General features: G+C 37.9%; 12 protein-coding genes. 4 read left to right on the top strand and 8 right to left on the bottom strand.

Features of this window, described 5'->3' with window-relative positions:
* Window positions 1-50 precede the first annotated feature (50 nt).
* Entirely contained in the window at window positions 51-3,269 is a 3,219-nt protein-coding gene (locus tag DSM03_RS06865; RefSeq protein WP_128761163.1) for a sialidase family protein, read from the bottom strand.
* A gap of 184 nt (window positions 3,270-3,453) precedes the next feature.
* On the opposite strand from DSM03_RS06865, the gene DSM03_RS06870 reads away from it, so the two are divergent.
* From DSM03_RS06870 to DSM03_RS06880, 3 genes are all read left to right on the top strand, one after another.
* Window positions 3,454-4,056 carry a fasciclin domain-containing protein gene (locus DSM03_RS06870; protein WP_128761162.1) on the top strand — a complete coding sequence of 201 codons (603 nt, stop codon included), beginning with the start codon at window positions 3,454-3,456 and terminating at the stop codon, window positions 4,054-4,056.
* A 178-nt stretch (window positions 4,057-4,234) separates the two neighbouring features.
* Window positions 4,235-5,356, top strand: a complete 1,122-nt coding sequence (locus DSM03_RS06875) for a vWA domain-containing protein (RefSeq protein ID WP_128761161.1) — start codon at window positions 4,235-4,237, stop codon at window positions 5,354-5,356.
* A 29-nt stretch (window positions 5,357-5,385) separates the two neighbouring features.
* Window positions 5,386-6,849: a MoxR family ATPase gene (locus tag DSM03_RS06880; protein WP_128761160.1), complete on the top strand. Its 1,464-nt coding sequence runs from the start codon at window positions 5,386-5,388 to the stop codon at window positions 6,847-6,849.
* Between the two features lie 76 nt (window positions 6,850-6,925).
* Here the strand turns inward: DSM03_RS06880 and DSM03_RS06885 are convergent, their stop codons facing one another.
* The 4 genes from DSM03_RS06885 to DSM03_RS06900 all read right to left on the bottom strand — a co-directional run bounded on the left by DSM03_RS06885 (window position 6,926) and on the right by DSM03_RS06900 (window position 14,599).
* Entirely contained in the window at window positions 6,926-8,797 is a 1,872-nt protein-coding gene (locus DSM03_RS06885) for an OmpA family protein (RefSeq protein ID WP_128761159.1), read from the bottom strand.
* A gap of 17 nt (window positions 8,798-8,814) precedes the next feature.
* Entirely contained in the window at window positions 8,815-9,768 is a 954-nt protein-coding gene (locus DSM03_RS06890; RefSeq protein ID WP_338068078.1) for a PorP/SprF family type IX secretion system membrane protein, read from the bottom strand.
* 4 nt (window positions 9,769-9,772) lie between these two features.
* Window positions 9,773-13,477: a T9SS type B sorting domain-containing protein gene (locus tag DSM03_RS06895; protein ID WP_128761157.1), complete on the bottom strand. Its 3,705-nt coding sequence runs from the start codon at window positions 13,475-13,477 to the stop codon at window positions 9,773-9,775.
* A 111-nt stretch (window positions 13,478-13,588) separates the two neighbouring features.
* Window positions 13,589-14,599 (bottom strand): pirin family protein, encoded by a 1,011-nt coding sequence (locus tag DSM03_RS06900; protein ID WP_128761156.1) that lies wholly within the window; start codon window positions 14,597-14,599, stop codon window positions 13,589-13,591.
* A 160-nt stretch (window positions 14,600-14,759) separates the two neighbouring features.
* Here DSM03_RS06900 and DSM03_RS06905 point away from each other — a divergent pair, with 160 nt between their 5' ends.
* Entirely contained in the window at window positions 14,760-15,182 is a 423-nt protein-coding gene (locus tag DSM03_RS06905; protein WP_128761155.1) for a secondary thiamine-phosphate synthase enzyme YjbQ, read from the top strand.
* Between the two features lie 70 nt (window positions 15,183-15,252).
* On the opposite strand, the gene DSM03_RS06910 is transcribed toward DSM03_RS06905, so the two are convergent.
* From DSM03_RS06910 to DSM03_RS06920, 3 genes are all read right to left on the bottom strand, one after another.
* Window positions 15,253-16,083: an HAD family hydrolase gene (locus tag DSM03_RS06910; RefSeq protein WP_201740416.1), complete on the bottom strand. Its 831-nt coding sequence runs from the start codon at window positions 16,081-16,083 to the stop codon at window positions 15,253-15,255.
* A 92-nt stretch (window positions 16,084-16,175) separates the two neighbouring features.
* On the bottom strand, window positions 16,176-17,675 hold the full coding sequence (locus DSM03_RS06915) for a S10 family peptidase (RefSeq protein ID WP_128761154.1): 1,500 nt from the start codon (window positions 17,673-17,675) through the stop codon (window positions 16,176-16,178).
* 113 nt (window positions 17,676-17,788) lie between these two features.
* Window positions 17,789-19,192: an amidohydrolase family protein gene (locus tag DSM03_RS06920; protein ID WP_128761153.1), complete on the bottom strand. Its 1,404-nt coding sequence runs from the start codon at window positions 19,190-19,192 to the stop codon at window positions 17,789-17,791.
* Window positions 19,193-19,326: the final 134 nt, after the last annotated feature.

Genomic DNA, 19,326 nt, shown 5'->3' on the forward strand with positions numbered 1-19,326 from the left:
AAAAACCCCGATCATTTGATCGGGGTTTGCTCTTCAATAAAATTGTTTAACTATTTTATTTTAAAACTTTCTATTTTTTTAAAAGGAGAAATTTGCAACTGTTTCATTTGTGCTTCATACGCATTCCAGTCTTCTTTAAAGAATGTATTTACTTCGCTAAGTGCAACTTTCAATTCGTCTTCAGCTTGTTTGATTAGGGTATTTTCAGTAGATGTCAATCCGTTAGGTCTGCTTTGTACATAACTACTTGCAAGATAAATACGATTAAGAACAGTAACCTCGGCATTACGCGTGATACCCTGTCGGTCATCTTCTTTACCTAAAAATAGCGCAATTTTCTCATCTATCTTCTTCACAATAGCTTCTGAACTGTCAATCTGAATTTTATATTTTTCTTTGTCTAACTTTTTTAAATCTGAAATAAAATCCTCTGCAATGGTTTTACTTTCAACCAATTGTTTAACCGCATCTGCAGAAACTTGAGTCATGTCTTCTAAGTTTTTCTGAGCAGCATAAATTTCGTTGACACCACTTGCAGAAATATTCAAACGCGGATCACTTTTTACGCTTATCACTTCTGAATCTTCAAGAGTACCGTAGCGCATTACAACTTTATAGTTTCCCGGTTTTACAGTTACGCCACCAGGCTCATAATCGTTGTCGCGAATGCGGCGCGAAGGCCTGTCAACCCCTTTTTCATCCAGAAACCATCTAAAGCTATACATCCCGGAAGAATCTGGCGTTTTAGTTTTTAAAGTTCTAATCAGACGATCTCCATCATAAATATTGAGAAAAACACTATCCCATTTGATTGCTGACTCTTCTTTTTCTATGTCTTCAGCCTTATCATCAGATTCGATTCTTTCAACCTTTTTAGGATTGAACATATACTTTATAAAAGCACCCCGCTCCCGATTAGTACCGCCATAAGTTGCATCTCCACCAAAACGACTTCCGGTAGGTTGTTGTGAAGCATTTTGATACGCAACAGCAGGAGGAATTACTTCAAGAACAGTACCTTCTTCCATATTCATATTTGCACCTAGGTCTGTATTAGCTGCAAGCGCTCTAAGCGGTTTAATATCATCTAAAACCCATATAGAACGACCAAAAGTAGCAATTGCCAAATCATCTTCGCGCTCTTGAATTACTAAATCTTTAACGGGAACGGTAGGGAAACCATTTGTCCACTTCTCCCAGTTTGTACCGGCATCAATAGACACGTATAATCCATCATCTGTACCTAAAAACATAAGGTTAGGTTCTTCTTTATCTTCTAAAATGGCTAAAGAATAACTTTCTACATCATCTTCATCAACAATACTTTTCCAAGATTTCCCATAATCTGTAGTACGGTATACATAGGGTTTGTAGTCAAATCTCCGGTAATTGTTAGCCACTAAAAGAGCTTCTCCTTTATTCGACGCAGAAGCTTTGATCTGTGCAATCCAGCTTCCTTCAGGTAATCCTTTGATATTTTTAGAAACATCTGTCCAGTCTTCACCACCATTAATTGTATAGAATACCTTACCGTCATCAGAACCGGTCCAGATCATATTTTTTTGAACAGGACTGGGTTCAATAACCAATATTGTAGTGTGGTTTTCAGCACCTGTAGCATCCATTGTTAAACCACCGCTTTCGCTTTGCTTTTGTTTTTCAGGATCATTAGTAGTAAGATCTGGTGAAATAACCTCCCAAGTCAATCCTTTATCAGTTGATTTATGTACATATTGACTGCCAAAATATAAGGTGCTGTTATCAAACGGATCAATGTTTATAGCTGCATTCCAGTTGAAGCGCAGTTCTACATCAGGATCAGGATGCGTAGGACGTACTGAATAGTTAGAACCGGTTATCCAGTCATACCTGCTCACATATCCTTGCTGACTCATAGACCAGCCATATTGTGAATCGTCACGGTCTGGAACTACATCAAAACCATCTCCAAATGAAATTTCTTGCCAGTAGGAGTTACGTATGCCTTGTGCACGCCAGATATATGCTGGTCCACGCCAGCTACCATTGTCTTGCATACCTCCATAAACATTGTATGGGAATTCATTATCTACTGCAATGTGATAAAATTGCCCTACCGGAATGTTTTCTGCAAAGCGCCATGTGTTACCGCCATCGCGAGAGATGTTCAATCCACCGTCGTTTCCGTCAATCATAAAATCTGGCTTTTCAGGGTGGATGTAAAATGAGTGGTGATCGGGATGAACCCCGTTGTCAACCCCGTAAGCCGGCATCAACTCTTCAAAACTTTTCCCGCCATCTTCAGAAATATTCACATAGGTAAATACACTATAAATGCGATTCTCGTTGTCTGGAGCTACATAAATTTCGGCATAATAAAAAGGGCGATTTCCTATTTCATTCATATCATCATTTACCAATTTCCAATTTTCACCCCCATCTTCAGAGCGGTAAAGTCCGTTCTTTTTAGCTTCAACATAAGCATAAACAATGTTGGGTTTATTTGCAGCAATCGCAAGCCCCATTCTCCCTAAGTCACCTTCCGGCAAACCGTTTTTTGAGGTGATTTCTTTCCAAGTATCTCCACCATCATAAGTAATGTATAAGCCAGAACCTTTACCACCACTTTTGAAGAACCAAGGATCTCTTTTGTGTTCCCACATCGCAGCGATAAGCTTATTGGGATTAGTTGGGTCCATCACAAGTTCTGCAGTACCCGTTTTTTTATTTACATAAAGTACTTTTTGCCACGTTTTTCCACCATCTTTTGTACGGTATACTCCGCGTTCCTCATGTTCTCCCCAAGGAGAACCTATTGCAGCGGCATAAACGATATCAGGATTTGAAGGATTTATACGCACTCTATAGATGTGACGTGTTTTTTCGAGCCCCATACATTTCCATGTTCTACCGCCATCTAGAGATTTATAAATACCAAAACCACCATTTAAACTGTTTCTGGGGTTTCCCTCACCGGTTCCTAACCAGATTACAGAAGGGTTAGATTGCTGAATTGCTACAGAACCAATAGAAGCTGTTGCTTCGTTTTCAAAAACCGGTTTCCAAGTAACTCCACCGGATGTGGATTTCCACAAACCACCTGATGCAGAACCTGCATAAATAATGTCTGGGTTATCTGTAACCACATCAATTGCTGTAATACGACCACTCATACCGGCAGGTCCCACATTACGAGGTTGCATATCTTTTAAAAGTTCAAGGTTTAGTTTTTGAGCAATTGCTGAAATAGAAAAGCTCAATAAACAGAAGAGAAGTAAAATTTTTTTCATGAAAGAATGTACTAAAGTTTTGCTCTAAGTTAACGAAAACTTAAAAGCCTAAGCGCTCTGTGTATAATATTAGATAGATTAACATAATATATCGCTAATTAACAAAAGCTTACGGTAGTCTTGTGATTTGTTTAAGTCTTAGCTAATACCTTTGAACGAAAGAAAAATCAAAAAAACAATAATTATGAAAAAGTTAGTTTTAAGTATGGCGATGATTGCAACTATCGCATTTACATCTTGTAAGGATAATGAAAATTCTGAATCTGAAGACATGATGAATCAACAAGAAGAAGTTGCTATGGAAACAGAAACTTCTGCCGAAGCGACTATGCCAGAGCAAGAAACTATTGCAGCAATCGCAATGGGTAATGATGATTTTAGTACGCTGGTAACAGCAGTAAAGGCAGCTGACCTTGCAGAAACTTTAAAAAGTGAAGGACCATTTACTGTATTTGCTCCTACCAATGCAGCATTTGATAAACTACCAGAAGGAACTGTTGCAACTTTAACCGAAGCTGAAAATAAAGAGAAATTAGCAGATATTTTAAAGTACCACGTAGTTTCTGGTGAATATATGGCAGCAGATATAATAAAAGCTATTCAAGATAATGATGGTAGTTTTACTATCGCGACTGTTGAAGGTGAAGAATTGACTGCTACTTTAGATGGAGAAAAGGTAATCTTAACGGATGCAAATGGAAATAGATCTACTGTAGTTATGACTGACGTAGATGCTTCTAATGGAGTAATTCATGCAATTGATGCAGTTGTAATGCCAAAATCTTAATTGTACACATATATATAATTTAAAGCCCTCCATTTTTGGAGGGTTTTTTTATGCATAAATGAAAATGATTTTTTATTGAGAAGTCAGGTTTTGTAAGTTGTTACGTCCAAAAATACGATTCATATTTTTTACTACTTCCTAAGGTCAAAACTTCAAAATGCCGTAATTTTAATACACTATGAAAAAGGAAACATTAAGAAAGGGATTTGTATTTAAAAGCTACGAAGCCCCAGAACAATCTCTGTTTGATCAACTTTTTGAAATCTTTAAAGAATTGATCACGCATACTTCTGGAGATTTTGATGAGGCAATGGATTGGTTAAAGGAACTTGACAAAGAATACAAACTTACCAACGAAGACTATACCTTAGATGATTTTGTTCAGGAGCTTAAAGACAAGGGGTACATTCGAGAAGAGATAGAACCAGATGGTAACGGTGGTATGTCAATTACTGCAAAGACAGAACGTGCGATACGTCAGCGAGCGCTTGATCAAATTTTTGGGAAACTGAAACGTGGCGGAGCCGGAAATCATAAAACCAATAGAGTAGGACGTGGTGACGAGCATACCGGTGAATATCGGGAGTATCGTTTTGGGGATGCTCTTGAACGGGTTTCAATGACCGAAAGTCTCAAAAATGCTCAGATCAATAATGGCATTGGTAATTTTGATTTGACGGAAAAAGATCTGGTGGTTGAAGAAACCCAGTTTAAAGCGCAGATGAGTACGGTTCTGATGATAGATATCAGTCACAGTATGATTCTATATGGTGAAGATCGAATAACTCCGGCAAAAAAAGTGGCGATGGCTTTAGCCGAATTGATCACTACCCGCTACCCAAAAGATACCTTAGACATTATTGTTTTTGGAAACGACAGTTGGCCTATAAAAATCAAAGATTTGCCGTATTTGCAAGTAGGACCGTACCACACCAATACAGTTGCCGGCTTACAATTAGCGATGGATATTCTTCGCCGTAAACGAAACACCAACAGACAGATTTTTATGATAACTGATGGTAAGCCCAGCTGCGTTCGGGAACCAGATGGATTTTACTATAAAAACAGTGTAGGTCTAGACGATTATATTGTAAACAAATGTTACAGTATGGCAAGTCAGGCTCGTAAGGTCAAGATCCCGATAACAACATTTATGATCGCTCAAGATCCCTATTTAATGAAGTTTGTGCGTCAATTTACACAAGCTAATCAAGGGAAAGCATTTTACACCGGTCTGCAAGGTCTGGGTGAGATGATCTTTGAAGATTATGAGACAAACAGAAAGAAAAAAATACGCTAGAAAAAAAATATTAAATCGAAAAAGAAACTATGAGTAAACCAGATTTTAAAACACTAGGTGAGCTAAAAAAATCAGATTATATAAGCCGAGGTATAAAAGATGAACTTCGTGCAAATCTGGTAAACAATATAAAAGCAGGTAAAAATTCATTTGAAGGAATTCACGGATATGAGTATACGGTTATTCCAGAACTGGAAAGAGCCATTCTATCAAAGCATAACATCAATCTTTTAGGGTTACGCGGGCAGGCAAAAACTCGTTTGGCGCGTTTGATGGTTCAGTTGTTAGATGAGTGGATTCCTGTGGTTGAAGGTTCAGAATTAAATGATGATCCGTTGAAACCTTTATCGCGCTATGCACAAGAATTAATCGCCGAAAAAGGAGATGACACACCAATTGTATGGATGCATCGTGATGAGCGTTTTGCTGAAAAACTCGCAACCCCAGATGTAACTGTAGCTGATTTGATAGGAGATGTTGACCCTATAAAAGCAGCCAATTTAAAATTGAGTTATGCCGATGATAGAGTGCTGCATTTTGGGATGATTCCACGGGCGAATCGTTGCATTTTTGTAATCAATGAATTACCCGATTTACAAGCGCGTATTCAAGTAGCATTATTCAATATTTTACAAGAAGGTGATATACAGATTCGAGGTTTTAAATTGAGACTTCCGTTAGACCTTCAATTTGTCTTTACGGCAAACCCTGAAGATTATACAAATAGAGGTAGTATTGTGACACCACTTAAAGATCGTATCGGCTCTCAAATTCTTACGCATTATCCAGAGAGTATTGAGATTGCTCGTGCTATCACAGAGCAGGAAGCAAAGCGTGATGCACGTAATGAAGAACAAGTTTATGTGCCTTCTCTAGCAAAAGACCTTTTAGAACAAATAAGTTTTGAAGCTCGTGAGAGTGAATTTATTGATGTCAAAAGCGGGGTAAGTGCTCGTATGAGTATAACCGCTTTTGAAAACTTATTGAGCACAGCTGAACGTCGTTCTTTACTCGCAGGTGATGATAAGACTGCAGTACGTCTTGGTGATTTTATGGGAATGATCCCTGCGATTACTGGTAAAGTAGAATTGGTTTATGAAGGCGAGCAGGAGGGAGCAGCATCGGTTGCACATACGTTGATTGGCGATGCGATTCAGAGGTTATTTGTGACGTATTTTCCTGAAATTAAAAAGCTCGAAAAACAAAATGAGAAAAGTCCGTATGATGATATTGTAACCTGGTTTTTTGATCAGAGTGACTTTCAATTGCTAGATGATTTAACCGAAGATGAATATAAAAAGATGTTAGATTCGGTTACTCCATTAGAAAAGCTTGTGACTGAATATTTACCGGATTTAGAGCCTAAGGATAAATATTTTATGAAAGAATTTATTTTATGGGCTTTGGTAGAATTTCAGAAGTTAAGCAAATACCGTATGACCGATGGTATACGCTTTAAAGATCTATATGGGAGCTACATAAGCGGACTTTAAGTTTTGGTCTTAATAAAGAAAATAAAAACCCCGTTAAGCAGCACTTAACGGGGTTTTCTGATTTAGGGATTTGATTTTATTTTAGAATGGTAAATTCACTTCTTCGGTTAACATCTTGTTGCTCTTCGGTACAATTCATATCGTTACAATCATTTATAGGATCTGTTTCGCCATAACCTTTAGCTTGTAAGCGATTATGATCGATACCTTTAGAAATCAAGTACTCTACTGTTGATTGCGCTCTCTTTTCAGATAATTCTTTATTATATTTTTCAGAGCCACGCTGGTCAGTATGAGATGCAACTTCGATACTCATCTCAGTATATTTTTGCATTAGGTCTACAAGTTTATCTAGAATTACAGCAGCATCAGGACGTATATTTGATTTATCAAAATCAAAGTAGATCTTTTCAAGATTTACCTGAGTTAATTGATTACGTTCGTTTACTGCTACTATATTTTCAGTGTCTGCATAAGCCGACATTTGTAGTTTAATGAGTGTCTTAGTATTCTGAGAATATTCAATTTTAACCTCTTTTTCTACCGGAGCATAAAGCGCCTTACTTGCTTTAATCTTATAAAAACTATTAGGGCGAACCATAAATTTGAAGCTTCCATCCGCTTCAGTAGTCATTTTTTGAATAGTTCCCGTTTCAGGTCTGAATAAAGTTACCTCTGCGCCTGGTAAAGGCTCAAGAGTTTTCTTATCGTCTACATTACCCAAGATTTGGTAATCGAGATTAGGAAAGGTTTCAAAACTATAAAGCTTGTCTTTTCCTGTTCGGTTAGAAGAGATAAAGCCACTTGCCTGACGCTCTTTTATGATCAGCGCAAAATCGTCTGCGTTAGAATTTATAGAACTTCCTAAGTTATATGCTTCCGCGAAAGCGTCACCTTCAGGATCACTACTATACAAGTCAAGTCCACCCAAACCTTCAACGCGGTTTGAAGCAAAATATAAATTGCCATTTTCTGAAACGTAAGGAAATTGTTCTAGTTTATCAGAGTTTATGTTTATACCTAAATTAACTGGAGAACCAAAGATGTTATCTCCCGTGATCTCAGCCTTGTAAATATCAAAACTTCCAAATCCACCAGGCATATCACTTGAGAAATAAAGGGTTTTCTCATCGGGGCTTAATGCAGGGTGAGCAACAGAATATTCATCAGAACTAATAGGCAACATCACAATGTTGTCCCATTTACCGGCAATTAATTCTGCGCTATAGAGCTGTAAAGGCGCGACTTTTGCACCATTTACTTTTGTAAATTTATCACTGGTACGTGTAAAGTACATTTTTTGACCATCTGCAGTAAACACAGCACTACTTTCGTGTGTGTCTGTATTGATATTTCCGGGAAAAAGACCTTCATCAGTAATCGCTTCACCATTAGTTTTTGCGTAATATAGATCCAGATAAGGTTTTCCCGTCCAAGGGTAAATAGGTCGGGCGCCATTTCGGTTTGAAGCAAAAACAATTTGACGATCATAATAAGCAGCACCAAAATCATCGTAAGCAGAAGCAGCATCTATTACTTCAGGTAAAAAGAACTGAGAAACCTTCATATCGTGCTCTTCCATAGTTTTAAGAATATCTATGTTAGTACCGTTATAATTGGTCAAAATCTCATTAGCTCTGTGATAATCTTTATTACGTTTTAGTGCATCAGCATAGCGAAAATGTGCTTCAGGGGATCGCCCCTCATTTAATTCCCAGGCAACGTCGTAAGCTTTTACAGCTTGAGTGGCATCACCAGTAAAATAATAGGCGTCAGCCAGATTTAAAGAAGCATCAGCATCTAATTCTGATTCATTTTCATAAGCAGTTATCGCTTCGGCATAAGCCTGATTGGCAAAAAGTTTGTTAGCTTTTTCTAGTGTTTTGTTTTGAGCAAATCCTACCTGACAAGCGGCTAGCAGAATGAAGAGTAGCGTATAATTTTTCATAGTCGTAGTAGTTTTGATTAAAAGAAACGTGGTGATTTGCGATAAGAAGGTAATTTGCCAAAAATGTCAAAGTCAAAAAGAACCATGATCTCGTGGCTACCCTTGTTGTACTCACCAAGATTTGAAGTGGTATAATCATAAGCATAGCCTACGCGTACTCCCGGTGTAACTTCAAAATTTACCATACCGGTAACTGCGTCATCCAGACGGTAGCCTATACCTGCTTCAAAGCGTTGATAAAAACGCACGTTGGCATTTACATCTATACTTATCGGTGCACCGTTTACCCAGCGCGCCATAAACGAAGGTTTTACCTGAAAATCAGCTGAAGGTTCAAATACATAACCACCCGTTAAGAAGTAATGTGTGTTTTCACTTCCTAAACGTTGAACCCCGTCTTCATCTTCAATATGTGTAGAAGCCACAAGGTTAGGAGCAGAAAGCCCTACATAATAACGCTCAGAAAAATAGTAAGCACCTATACCAATTGTTGGATACGTCTGGTTGATATTCTGCGCAAAAGAAGGATCTGTTGCAGGAGCACCACTGCCCAGTTGTAATCGGCTAAAATCTGTGCTAAAAAAAGAAGCACCGGCTTTAAGACCTAACGAAAGGGTTGCATTTTCTTGAATAGGTAGTTTATATGCAAAATCTGCATTGATGTTAGTTTCCTGAACCACATCACCTATCTCATCGTGAACGAGATTTAAGCCTATTTCTACTTTTTCAGACATGGGTAAATGACCAAAGAATGTCGCTGTAGTAGGTGCACCATCTATACCGACCCACTGGGAACGATAAAGAGCTCCTACTTTAGCTTTATTTACTGAAGAGTATGCAGGGTTGATAACACTCATGTTATACATATACTGGGTATACTCGGGATCTTGCTGAGCAAACAGACTTCCACATAAAAGGATGAATGTTGCAAATAATGTGAATCTTGAAGTTGTATTTATCATTGGGAGCATCCTTTTATCTGTTGAGGTAAACTTTACCTTGTTTTGGGCTGGTTTGCCCATCGTTATAATTTATAATGTAGAAATACACACCGTTAGGAAGCGTATTACCACCTAAGCGGTTTTGATTGGCGTGACCATCCCAGAAACCGGTACTGCTGTCGCCTTTAAAAACAACCTTCCCGTAACGATTAAAGATCTCAATAGTATAATCTGGGTACACGATCTCCATGTTTTTCATTTCGAAAACATCATTGATGCCATCTCCGTTAGGAGAGAATCCGTCAGGGATAAATACCGAATCACAACCGCTTAGATCTACAGTAACTTCAAGTCTTTGGCTTCCTTCACAACCTGTTGCTGTATTTTGAGCTGCGATATAATAGGTTGTATTTGCTCTTAGTGGAGTAGAAGGGTTAACCACTGAAGTTCCTGTGGGAGAATCATAGGTAATTATGGTAAAAGAAGAGCTGATATTAGCCTCAAGGTCTGTAACTGTTGGATCATCATTGATACAGAAAACAGCTCCATCACTAGCGATACTTGGAACTGCAGGATCTTCTAATGTCAAATCGACAACTGTTACTGGTAAATTTGTAGCACTACACATTGTTGTGCTATTTTGAATGTCTAACAAATTAAACATTGTCAAACCTCCAGAAGTAAAAACTGAGCTTTCAAGAATAACATCTGCGCTGCCGCCGGTAAATTTGACAGTTTTTGTGATTATTTCAGATTCGGTTGCACCACTAAGTTGATAATAAATCTCATAATCAATATCAGATAATACTGTTGCGCCAGAAAGCCTCACGGTAACTGATTCACCAAAACAAACATCATTCGCAGTACCTGTAATGCCTGTCGCATCAGGTAACGGGAAAATTTCAAAATCATCATTAACAGTTACAGGAACAGAAGAACAACCCGCATCACTATTAATTAAGGTCGCAGTAATGGTTGTTGTACCAGTTGCAGAAAGATTAATAGCAGGTATTTCAAATGACCCTTGACCATTTGTGATTTCAACATCAGCTGTTAGGTCTTGTGCAGTATTAGAAACACTAAGATTGTAAGTAATGATGTAGTCGCCATCAGCAAGATTTGCTCCTGCTGTGATCGTTACAAAACCACTTTTTGCAAGACATATATCTGAAGCTAATAAATCACCATCTGCAAGTTCTGGTACATGATTTACTTCAAAAGAAGTTGAGGTTGCTGTTGTATTTGCACATGATGAACCTGGCTCTGCAATAGAATTTATAGTAATCGTAGTTGAACCAGTATTTGTTATTGTTTCGGCAGCGATAGTTAATGAAGCTTCACCAGCTATAAATTCAATACTTGCATTATCTGAAAATGTATTTTCACCGATTAATTCATAATTTATATCATAATTACCATCGCTCAGATCTGAATTCGTAAAAAGTAATTCTGTGCTTTCACCAAAACAAATGGAGGCAACAGATAAAGTTGTATTTTCTAATGATGGCACTGGTAATACTTCAAAAGTTGTAGCGATAGGAAGCCCTGTCGCTGCACAACGCTGTGAAGCTGTAGCTAGACTAATAATAGTAATTGTAGTTGTACCCGCTTCAGCAAGTTGAGTTGCCGTTAAATCAAAAGTGGTTTTTCCACCTGTAAAAGTCACTTCAACATCAGTATCCTCAGCTGAAGGGTTTACATCACTTAAATTATAAGTTAGTATATAATCTCCATCTTGAATCAAAGTAGGGTCTGTAGTAATAGTTACTGTATTTGCTGCATCTTCACAGGAGTCATCAATACTTACAACAGCACCAGTTGCATCTGGAGTTGCAATAATATTAAAAGAAGCAGTGGGATTGGCAAGATTATCTGCTTCACAAGTGCTAGCTGTGTTACTAACTGCGGTTAAGGTTAATGTAGAATTACCATTAGCTAAAATAGCCTGAGGAAGATCAAAACTTCCGGTTCCATCAGTTATTGTTATCTTATCAGCAAGTTGATTTGTTGCTGTTATGCTACCGGAAATATCATAGGTGAAATTATAAGTTCCATCCACAAGATTAGGCGTATCTGCGGTATCTGTAATGGTAACTTTAACCGTATCATCTTCACAGGTATCGAGAATACTTATTGTCAGTGTTTGGGCATCTGGTTTTGGAGATACCGTAAATGCGGTAGCAATAGCTGCAGGGGTAGAGCAGCCTGTGCTGTTTTCAATAGCGTTTAACGTAATAGTGTAATCACCTGAACTTGCCAAATAAATAGCTAATAGTTGGATTTCTGCTATCCCATTAGTAACTGTGATATTCTCTGCATCATAGTCTTGGGTAGCTGTAGAACTGGCTAACGTGTATGAAAAAGTATATTCACCATCAGCAAGTTCAATTTCTGAAGTATTACGGGCATCAGAAATTGTTAGAGTTCCACGTTTACCAAAACATAAAGGCTGATCTACACTCAAAGCAGAATCACTAACATTTGGTAAAGCTACAATAGTTAGTGTATCACTTAAGTCGTCTAACTTTACATCACAAGCATTTTGAGTATTGGGATCTATAATAGAAACCACTTGTATTGTCGCAATACCAGCTGCAGTTAAAAAATCAGGATCAATGTTGAAACTGCCAACACCTTCAGTCATAGTAAGTGTTACTGTTTGTGTACCTGAGTTTGGAGCAGGACTAACGCTATACGTTAACTCATAATCACCATTAGGAATATCAGCGATATCACCTGTAATAGTAGCAACAGCATCTATAGGCAGTATATCTTCGCAAAAGATATCTTCATCAGGAGCAGTCAATTCTAAGGTGGCATTTGTAAAATCTACAACTTCTTCAATAATTATTGCAACAGTTGTCTGACTGAAAGTACAAATAGGATTAACCGGTTGAACGGTATACGTAAATGTATATGTACCGGGGCCAAAAGTATCTCTGATGTTTTGAATATTTATAGTACTATCATTAAACCCGTTTATTTCATTGGTTTGATTTTCAGTCCAAACCCCTCCGTTATCTTCGCCAATGATAGCATCTCTAAGATTAAATGCTGTAAAACCAACTAGATCATCGGTTTCACAAAATACAGTGTTAACAGTATTGTCTATAGAACCAGAATCTGGAGCCTCTATAACTTCTACCATAACTGTACTCATAGTAGAAGGACAAGAGCCTTGAGGCGCTACAGTATACGTAAAGGTATAATTACCAGGTCCTGCTTGCTGCGCATTAAAAATTTGCCGGTTAAGTGCATTAGCTGGCCCAACAGTAATCGCCCAAGTTCCAAATAGAGTAGGGCTAGGACTAGAACCTACAAACTGAAAAAGGTTTACATCGTTTTCGGTCTCACAAGCCACACCATCGTCGTTATCACGACCTGCATAGCCTGCGAGAGTTACCGTTACAGTAGCCTGATTATCTGTACAGCCTGCAACGCCCTCTACAGTGTAGGTGTAATTAAAGGTACCACCTCTATTAATTAACCACGTATTTAATTCACCGGTTGTGGCATTAAGACCACCACTGTTGTTATCATCAGACCAGGTTCCACCCGTTACCGGTGAACCATTGAGGGCAGCAAAAAGGTCTATAAATTGGTCCGTTTCTTTATCACAGGAGTTGGTAGAAGCATCTTCTCCAGCACATTGTGCATATGATTTAGATGAAATTCCTGCAAGAAGTAAAAAGAAAAACAGGGGTACTGCTTTTCCAAACAAGGTAATTGTTTTACGCATAGGAGTTGGGTTAGTAAAAATTTAGTACAAGTATAACCGATTAATTGCATATTGTATCGATTAAATGTAGAAAATTTTATTAATCCCTCTCCTATATTTTAAAATTAATAATTATAATTCTTCCTTTTTTCCGTTTGGATATATAGCAAATCTTTCGGTTGCGGGAGAATGGGTATGCTCATTTGTAGACCATGGCCACCCTCCAAATTGGTTTTCCTGAAAATTAGAGAATGCCTTTTCAATATCCTGTCTTGAATTTCCCACAAAAGGGCCGTGTTGAACAACAGGTTCACCAATAGGTTTTCCTTCTAAAAGAAGTAATTGAGCGGGAGCAGAACCATTTTTCAGCGTCAAGACCTCGTTAACATCAGCTTTTATTTGGTGCATAGGAGGGATGTCAAAACCTTCAGCGACAATTGTATCACCTTCATAAAAATATAACGATCGGTTAGCTCCATCAATTCCTTTAGGAACTGTAAACTCTGCATTTGACTCTAATGAGATTAGCCAGATGTTGACATCGTTATTAGGATTTGCTGCCCAAGAGTCAGGAGCAGGGTCTAATGCCTTGTGACCTTCAAAACTTCCTGCGACAAGCTTAACTTTAATTTTATTTCCTTCTGAATCTTCTTTGGAAACAATAGGAATATTCTCGTGCCACATCATCCCGAAATAGGGTTCTACGCTTTTACTTTTCGCAGGTAAATTCAACCAAATTTGAAACAACAATAGTGGGTTTTCTTTTTCGGTATTTAACAAAGGAAACATCTCACTGTGTTGAACGCCTTTACCTGCAGTCATCCATTGTACATCACCTTTACCAAACCTGCCTGAAGCACCTAACGAATCAGAATGGTCAACAAAACCGCGCTCTGCGATTGTTACGGTTTCAAAGCCCACATGAGGATGTGCAGGAAAACCAGGCACTTTAGAGCCGTGGTACATTGCCCACCCGTCTTTTTTAGTAAAATCCTGACCAATATTACGATCGGCAAGAGAATCTACAGGGCCATATTTGCCATTTCCTTTAGGGAAATTATCATTATGAAAAGCACAAAATAAGAAGGGATCTTGTGTATCCCATTGCATTTGTAAGCGGGTGATTTTTTGTATTGCTGCCATTGTAATTTACTTTAGATGGAATACGAAGATACGAGCGACAAGTGGAATTCTAAAAATTTAAAACCTCTACTTATAACATATTCATAAGAATTTAGCGATTATCAAATTTGTATTTTCACATCTGAATTAAAATCAGGTGAATCACCGAAAAACTAGCGTTATGAATTTTTATCAAAAAGAAATCCATTTAAAAGCAAGAAGCCGAGGCTTTCATTTAATTACTCCAGAAATTACCAGTCAGTTGGATGAATTGAGCAATATAAAGATTGGTCAATTACAGGTGTTTATCAAGCATACTTCAGCGAGTTTGACCATAAATGAGAACGCCGATCCTACCGTGCGTCAAGATTTTGAAAGCCATATGAATACAATGGTTCCTGAGAACGCACCCTATTATATACATACGTATGAAGGTCCAGACGATATGCCGGCTCATATTAAAGCTTCATTAATGGGAGCATCAGTAACGATACCGGTAACCAACGGTCGCTTAAATCTGGGAACTTGGCAGGGTATTTACTTGTGCGAGCACCGCAATCACGGGGGATCACGTAAAGTAGTACTTACTTTACTTGGTAACTAAATTACCCTGAGGAAAGCCCATAGAGCATAATCTGGAAACATCTCCTGAACTCGAGCCGAGCCTCATAGATTTATAAAACTCGATTACCGAGTAAAGTATCTTTAGCTTCTATAAGTTGCTCAAGAATGTGTTCTACGCCATTTTCATTATTACTCTTAGTTTGATAATTAGCAGCTTTTGTGACATTAGGATGCGCATTTTGCATAGCAAAACTATAATCTGCTAGGCCTATCATCTCTAAGTCATTATTGTAATCACCAAAAACCATCGTTTCAGCTTTTGTAATATTCAGACTGTCTTGTAAAATTTTAAGAGCGCGACCTTTATCAGTGTTCAGATGGCTGATGTCTAACCAGTTCTCACCACTGACTTTTACTTTAACCTGATCTTCTAATTTTTGAGCGATAGGATAAGTGGTCTCTTCTGAACCTCCAAAGCTATAAACCGCTATTTTAAAGAAATGGTCGTTGCTTATTTCAGTTAGATCTGGTACGCGTTTAAACTTGGTATAATATTCCTGAAAAATCTCAATAAAAGGCTCGTGGTCAGATTCTACATAGGCTTGCTCTTTTCCGCACAGTACAATGTGCGCATCTTCAATTTCACGCATTTGACGTATTAAATCGTGTACGACTTCTGCATCTACCGTACAGGTATCTAAAACTTCTGTTTTCTGAACAGTAATTCCACCGTTTTCGGCAACTACCGTAATCTCATCTTTGATTAGGTCTAATTTGTCTATGATGCTGAAATATTGTCTTCCGCTGGCGGCAACAAATTGAATATTGTGTTTTTGAAGGTCTTTAAATAATTCAAAAAATCGTGGACTTACTTTTCCCTGATCATTAAGGAGTGTCCCGTCCATGTCTGTAACGACTAATTTTACTTGTGTCAAATCCATATTTGCAAAAATAACCCATAAATACTAGCTGTGTTTATGGGTTCTATTAATTCATTCTTAAATTACATTGAATTTTTGAGATTTCTATTTTTTCAATATTTAGCTCCTTGATCGATACTTATACTTGCCTTTTCTATAAAATCACGTAAATCCTGATTTGCCGTTTTAAGATCTTCAGCACGCAGATACATCATATGACCACTGCGATATCCTTTAAAATCCATACGGTCTGTAAACTTCCCGTTGATGTTGATCTGACTCATAATATACTTAGCATTAAAATAGGTACAAGCTCCATCATAATACCCAGACTGAACCATCAGATGCAGATTAGCGTTCATTCCCATAGCATCTCTTAAATCAGAACCAGTATGGTTATTAGAGCGATCCCAAGGGTGAACATCACCAAACAAATCATAAGTTAGGTCAGTTTTAAAGCCTAACTCTTCGCGCATATAGTAATTGATGGCCGGCGTAAAACTATGAAGCCAGGAGGTTAATTCGCTGTTATAATCTGGAGAAGAACCTGCATCTGCGATGTCTAATCCTTTATAGCGTGAATCTAAACGACCAATAGTAAACCCTTCTTTGTCACGTAGAAGATCTTTCCAGAAATAATTAAATGGTACAGCAAGATTGTTTTGATTCACTGTCTTTTCTGAAAGACCAGAGTAGTATGCAATTTTTTTAACTGCAGCTTGTTTTTCAGTTGCAGAAGCATAACCTCCTTTTGCTAAAACAGGGAGTAACTCGTTAACAGCATATTCCTCAACTTCCGGAAGCATCTCAGTTAAATCTTTATTCTGAAGAGCAGGAGGTAGGGCGTTGTGATACCAGGCAGCAGCTGCAAAGTAAGGTAAACGGTTAGCGATCTCTACAGGACCTTCAAATTCAAATCCAATTTCGGTAGGAGATACCAGAACTACCCCATTTAAGTACATCCAGTTGCGTTGCTGTAAGGCTTTAGCTAAGCCTGAAACCCGCGTCGTGCCATAACTCTCACCTATTATAAACTTAGGAGAACGCCAGCGGTTGTGACGTGTTACAAAAGTGTTTACCCAATCAGCCAAATAAGCGATATCAGAATTCACACCAAAAAATTGATCTCTTTTAGGAAGATTACCTTCTGAATCAGGGACCATTCTACTATAACCCGTATTCACCGGATTTACAAAAACAATATCTGCTACATCTAAAACAGAATTAGGATTGTCTTTGATGCCATAAGGCTGAACAGGAAATCCTTCATCTGTAATTTTTAAAATTCGGGGACCGGTATACGCAATATGCATCCATACGGAAGCAGAACCGGGACCGCCATTAAAGCTTATAAGCAATGGTCTGGTTTGGTTATCTTTAATATCGGTTCTGGAATAATAGGTGTAATTTAAAGTTGCTACGGGATAACCCATGTCGTCCCAAACCGGCTGAAAACCTAATTCTGCCTGATACGGGATTGTTTTGCCTTTTATTGCAACGCTATGATTAGAAATAATTGTCGTGTCAACCGGAACGCTAACTCTTTGAGCTGTAAGCGTGGTGAAAAAACCAAAAGCTAACAGGCTTTTAAAAAATGTAATTTTTAGATTCATTTAGTGAAAAGTTTAATTCTGAAAACTTAAAATTAATCAAACCTTAGTTTAATACGTTAAAATAGCTGGTCGAGATTTGATAATAAAAACTTCTAAAAAATCAAGAATAGATTTTAATAGGTGCTTGTTTTTAGAAGATTTTCTAAATCTTCAGAACTCAATGTTTTTCCACTTTTAACTACTATAAAAATATCCTGAGTGTTTTGAATATTTTCAAGCGGATTGGAATTGAGCAAAACTAAGTCTGCAGCTGCGCCACTTTTGATTTCCGGAAGTTGCTTTTGCAAAAATTTTGACCCATTAGAAGCAGAAGTCTGTAAAGCTTGTAGTGGAGTTAAACCAGCATCTACTAAAGCTTTTAATTCTTTGTGAAGTGAAATTCCGGGATAGGTATAGGAGTTGAATGCACCACTGTCTGAACCAGCTAAAAGTTTCACATTATTTACAGCAAGTTCTCCAGCCAGTTTTACAAATGCCGAATCTAGATTTTTGCGCATAATTATAAATTCTGGGGAAGCATTTTTAGCACTATTAATACGGCCGGCATAAGTTTTTTGAATTCTGGGTCCTATATACTTTAAGTATTCGTCAGTGGTGTGGTCGGTTTCATCAAGATGGCTTAAGGTGTGACCTATGTGTAAAGTAGGCACTACAAAAACATCATTTTCTTTAAGTTTAGAAAAAGTTTCTTGAGCCACCGAATCTGAATACGTTTTCATCACGCGGTCTAAGGAATTCCAGAAACCTGTTTCGTTATTTTTAACAGCTTCGGTGATTGCGATTTCTTCTATAGAACATCCTTTTAAAACATAATATAAATGCTCAATAGCATCAATGCCTGCGTTTGTAGTTTCTTCAACCGTAACGCTATACGGCATATGACCGCTGGTAATCATTCCACGTTTTTCTGCTTCAGCGATAACTTTTAAATAATTCTCGCCATTAATTTTGCTGTCATAGATCTTTACAAAATCTACATTCAATTGCGCTAAAGAGTCTAAAGCAGTATTGATTTCTTCATTATTAGAAACCTCAAGTGAACCAGCCCAAGTCGCTCCGGGACCATCTATCTTAGGCCCTGATGTGTAAATTGTAGGCCCCACCAGGTTACCATCTGTGATTTGTTTTTGCCATTCTTTTACAGCGGTTGTCAAATCACCGCCGGCATCGCGTACTGTTGTAATTCCGTTTGCAATAAAGAGGTTGAGTAATTTTTTATTTTCTTCTGTGAGCTCTTTTCCACCTCTAAAATGAACGTGGTTATCCCAAAGCCCCGTCATTAGATATTTGCCGCTTCCATCGATTTGCTGTGCTGCAGAACTGGTTAAAAGGTCTTTGCTTTTTATAATGGAATGAATGGTATCTCCTGCGATGAATACCGATTGATCTTTAAGAATTTCACCGGTTTCTAGATCTATGATATTCACATTGTGAATCGCTGCACTAAATTGCGGCGGTGGGTTTCCGCAGGAATTAAAAAGTAAAGCTGAAAGAATAAGCGTGAAAATCAGTCGCATTTGAGGGATTTTTAAATTTCTAGAAAATTACTGCAATCTATTCAATTAGGAAATCTATAAAAGCAAAAGAGCCCCATAACAGGAGCCCTTATACTTTATATTTAAGAGGATAATTTTATTGGCATTGCCCCAGA

This window comes from Leeuwenhoekiella aestuarii (assembly GCF_004104055.1).
Taxonomy (GTDB): domain Bacteria; phylum Bacteroidota; class Bacteroidia; order Flavobacteriales; family Flavobacteriaceae; genus Leeuwenhoekiella; species Leeuwenhoekiella aestuarii.

What these genes read in the sequence shown, in the direction of transcription:
- DSM03_RS06865 (WP_128761163.1), bottom strand. Translation starts at nt 3,269, where the DNA reads ATGAAAAAAATTTTACTTCTCTTCTGTTTATTGAGCTTTTCTATTTCA.
- DSM03_RS06870 (WP_128761162.1), top strand. Translation starts at nt 3,454, where the DNA reads ATGAAAAAGTTAGTTTTAAGTATGGCGATGATTGCAACTATCGCATTT.
- DSM03_RS06875 (WP_128761161.1), top strand. Translation starts at nt 4,235, where the DNA reads ATGAAAAAGGAAACATTAAGAAAGGGATTTGTATTTAAAAGCTACGAA.
- DSM03_RS06880 (WP_128761160.1), top strand. Translation starts at nt 5,386, where the DNA reads ATGAGTAAACCAGATTTTAAAACACTAGGTGAGCTAAAAAAATCAGAT.
- DSM03_RS06885 (WP_128761159.1), bottom strand. Translation starts at nt 8,797, where the DNA reads ATGAAAAATTATACGCTACTCTTCATTCTGCTAGCCGCTTGTCAGGTA.
- DSM03_RS06890 (WP_338068078.1), bottom strand. Translation starts at nt 9,768, where the DNA reads ATGCTCCCAATGATAAATACAACTTCAAGATTCACATTATTTGCAACA.
- DSM03_RS06895 (WP_128761157.1), bottom strand. Translation starts at nt 13,477, where the DNA reads ATGCGTAAAACAATTACCTTGTTTGGAAAAGCAGTACCCCTGTTTTTC.
- DSM03_RS06900 (WP_128761156.1), bottom strand. Translation starts at nt 14,599, where the DNA reads ATGGCAGCAATACAAAAAATCACCCGCTTACAAATGCAATGGGATACA.
- DSM03_RS06905 (WP_128761155.1), top strand. Translation starts at nt 14,760, where the DNA reads ATGAATTTTTATCAAAAAGAAATCCATTTAAAAGCAAGAAGCCGAGGC.
- DSM03_RS06910 (WP_201740416.1), bottom strand. Translation starts at nt 16,083, where the DNA reads ATGGATTTGACACAAGTAAAATTAGTCGTTACAGACATGGACGGGACA.
- DSM03_RS06915 (WP_128761154.1), bottom strand. Translation starts at nt 17,675, where the DNA reads ATGAATCTAAAAATTACATTTTTTAAAAGCCTGTTAGCTTTTGGTTTT.
- DSM03_RS06920 (WP_128761153.1), bottom strand. Translation starts at nt 19,192, where the DNA reads ATGCGACTGATTTTCACGCTTATTCTTTCAGCTTTACTTTTTAATTCC.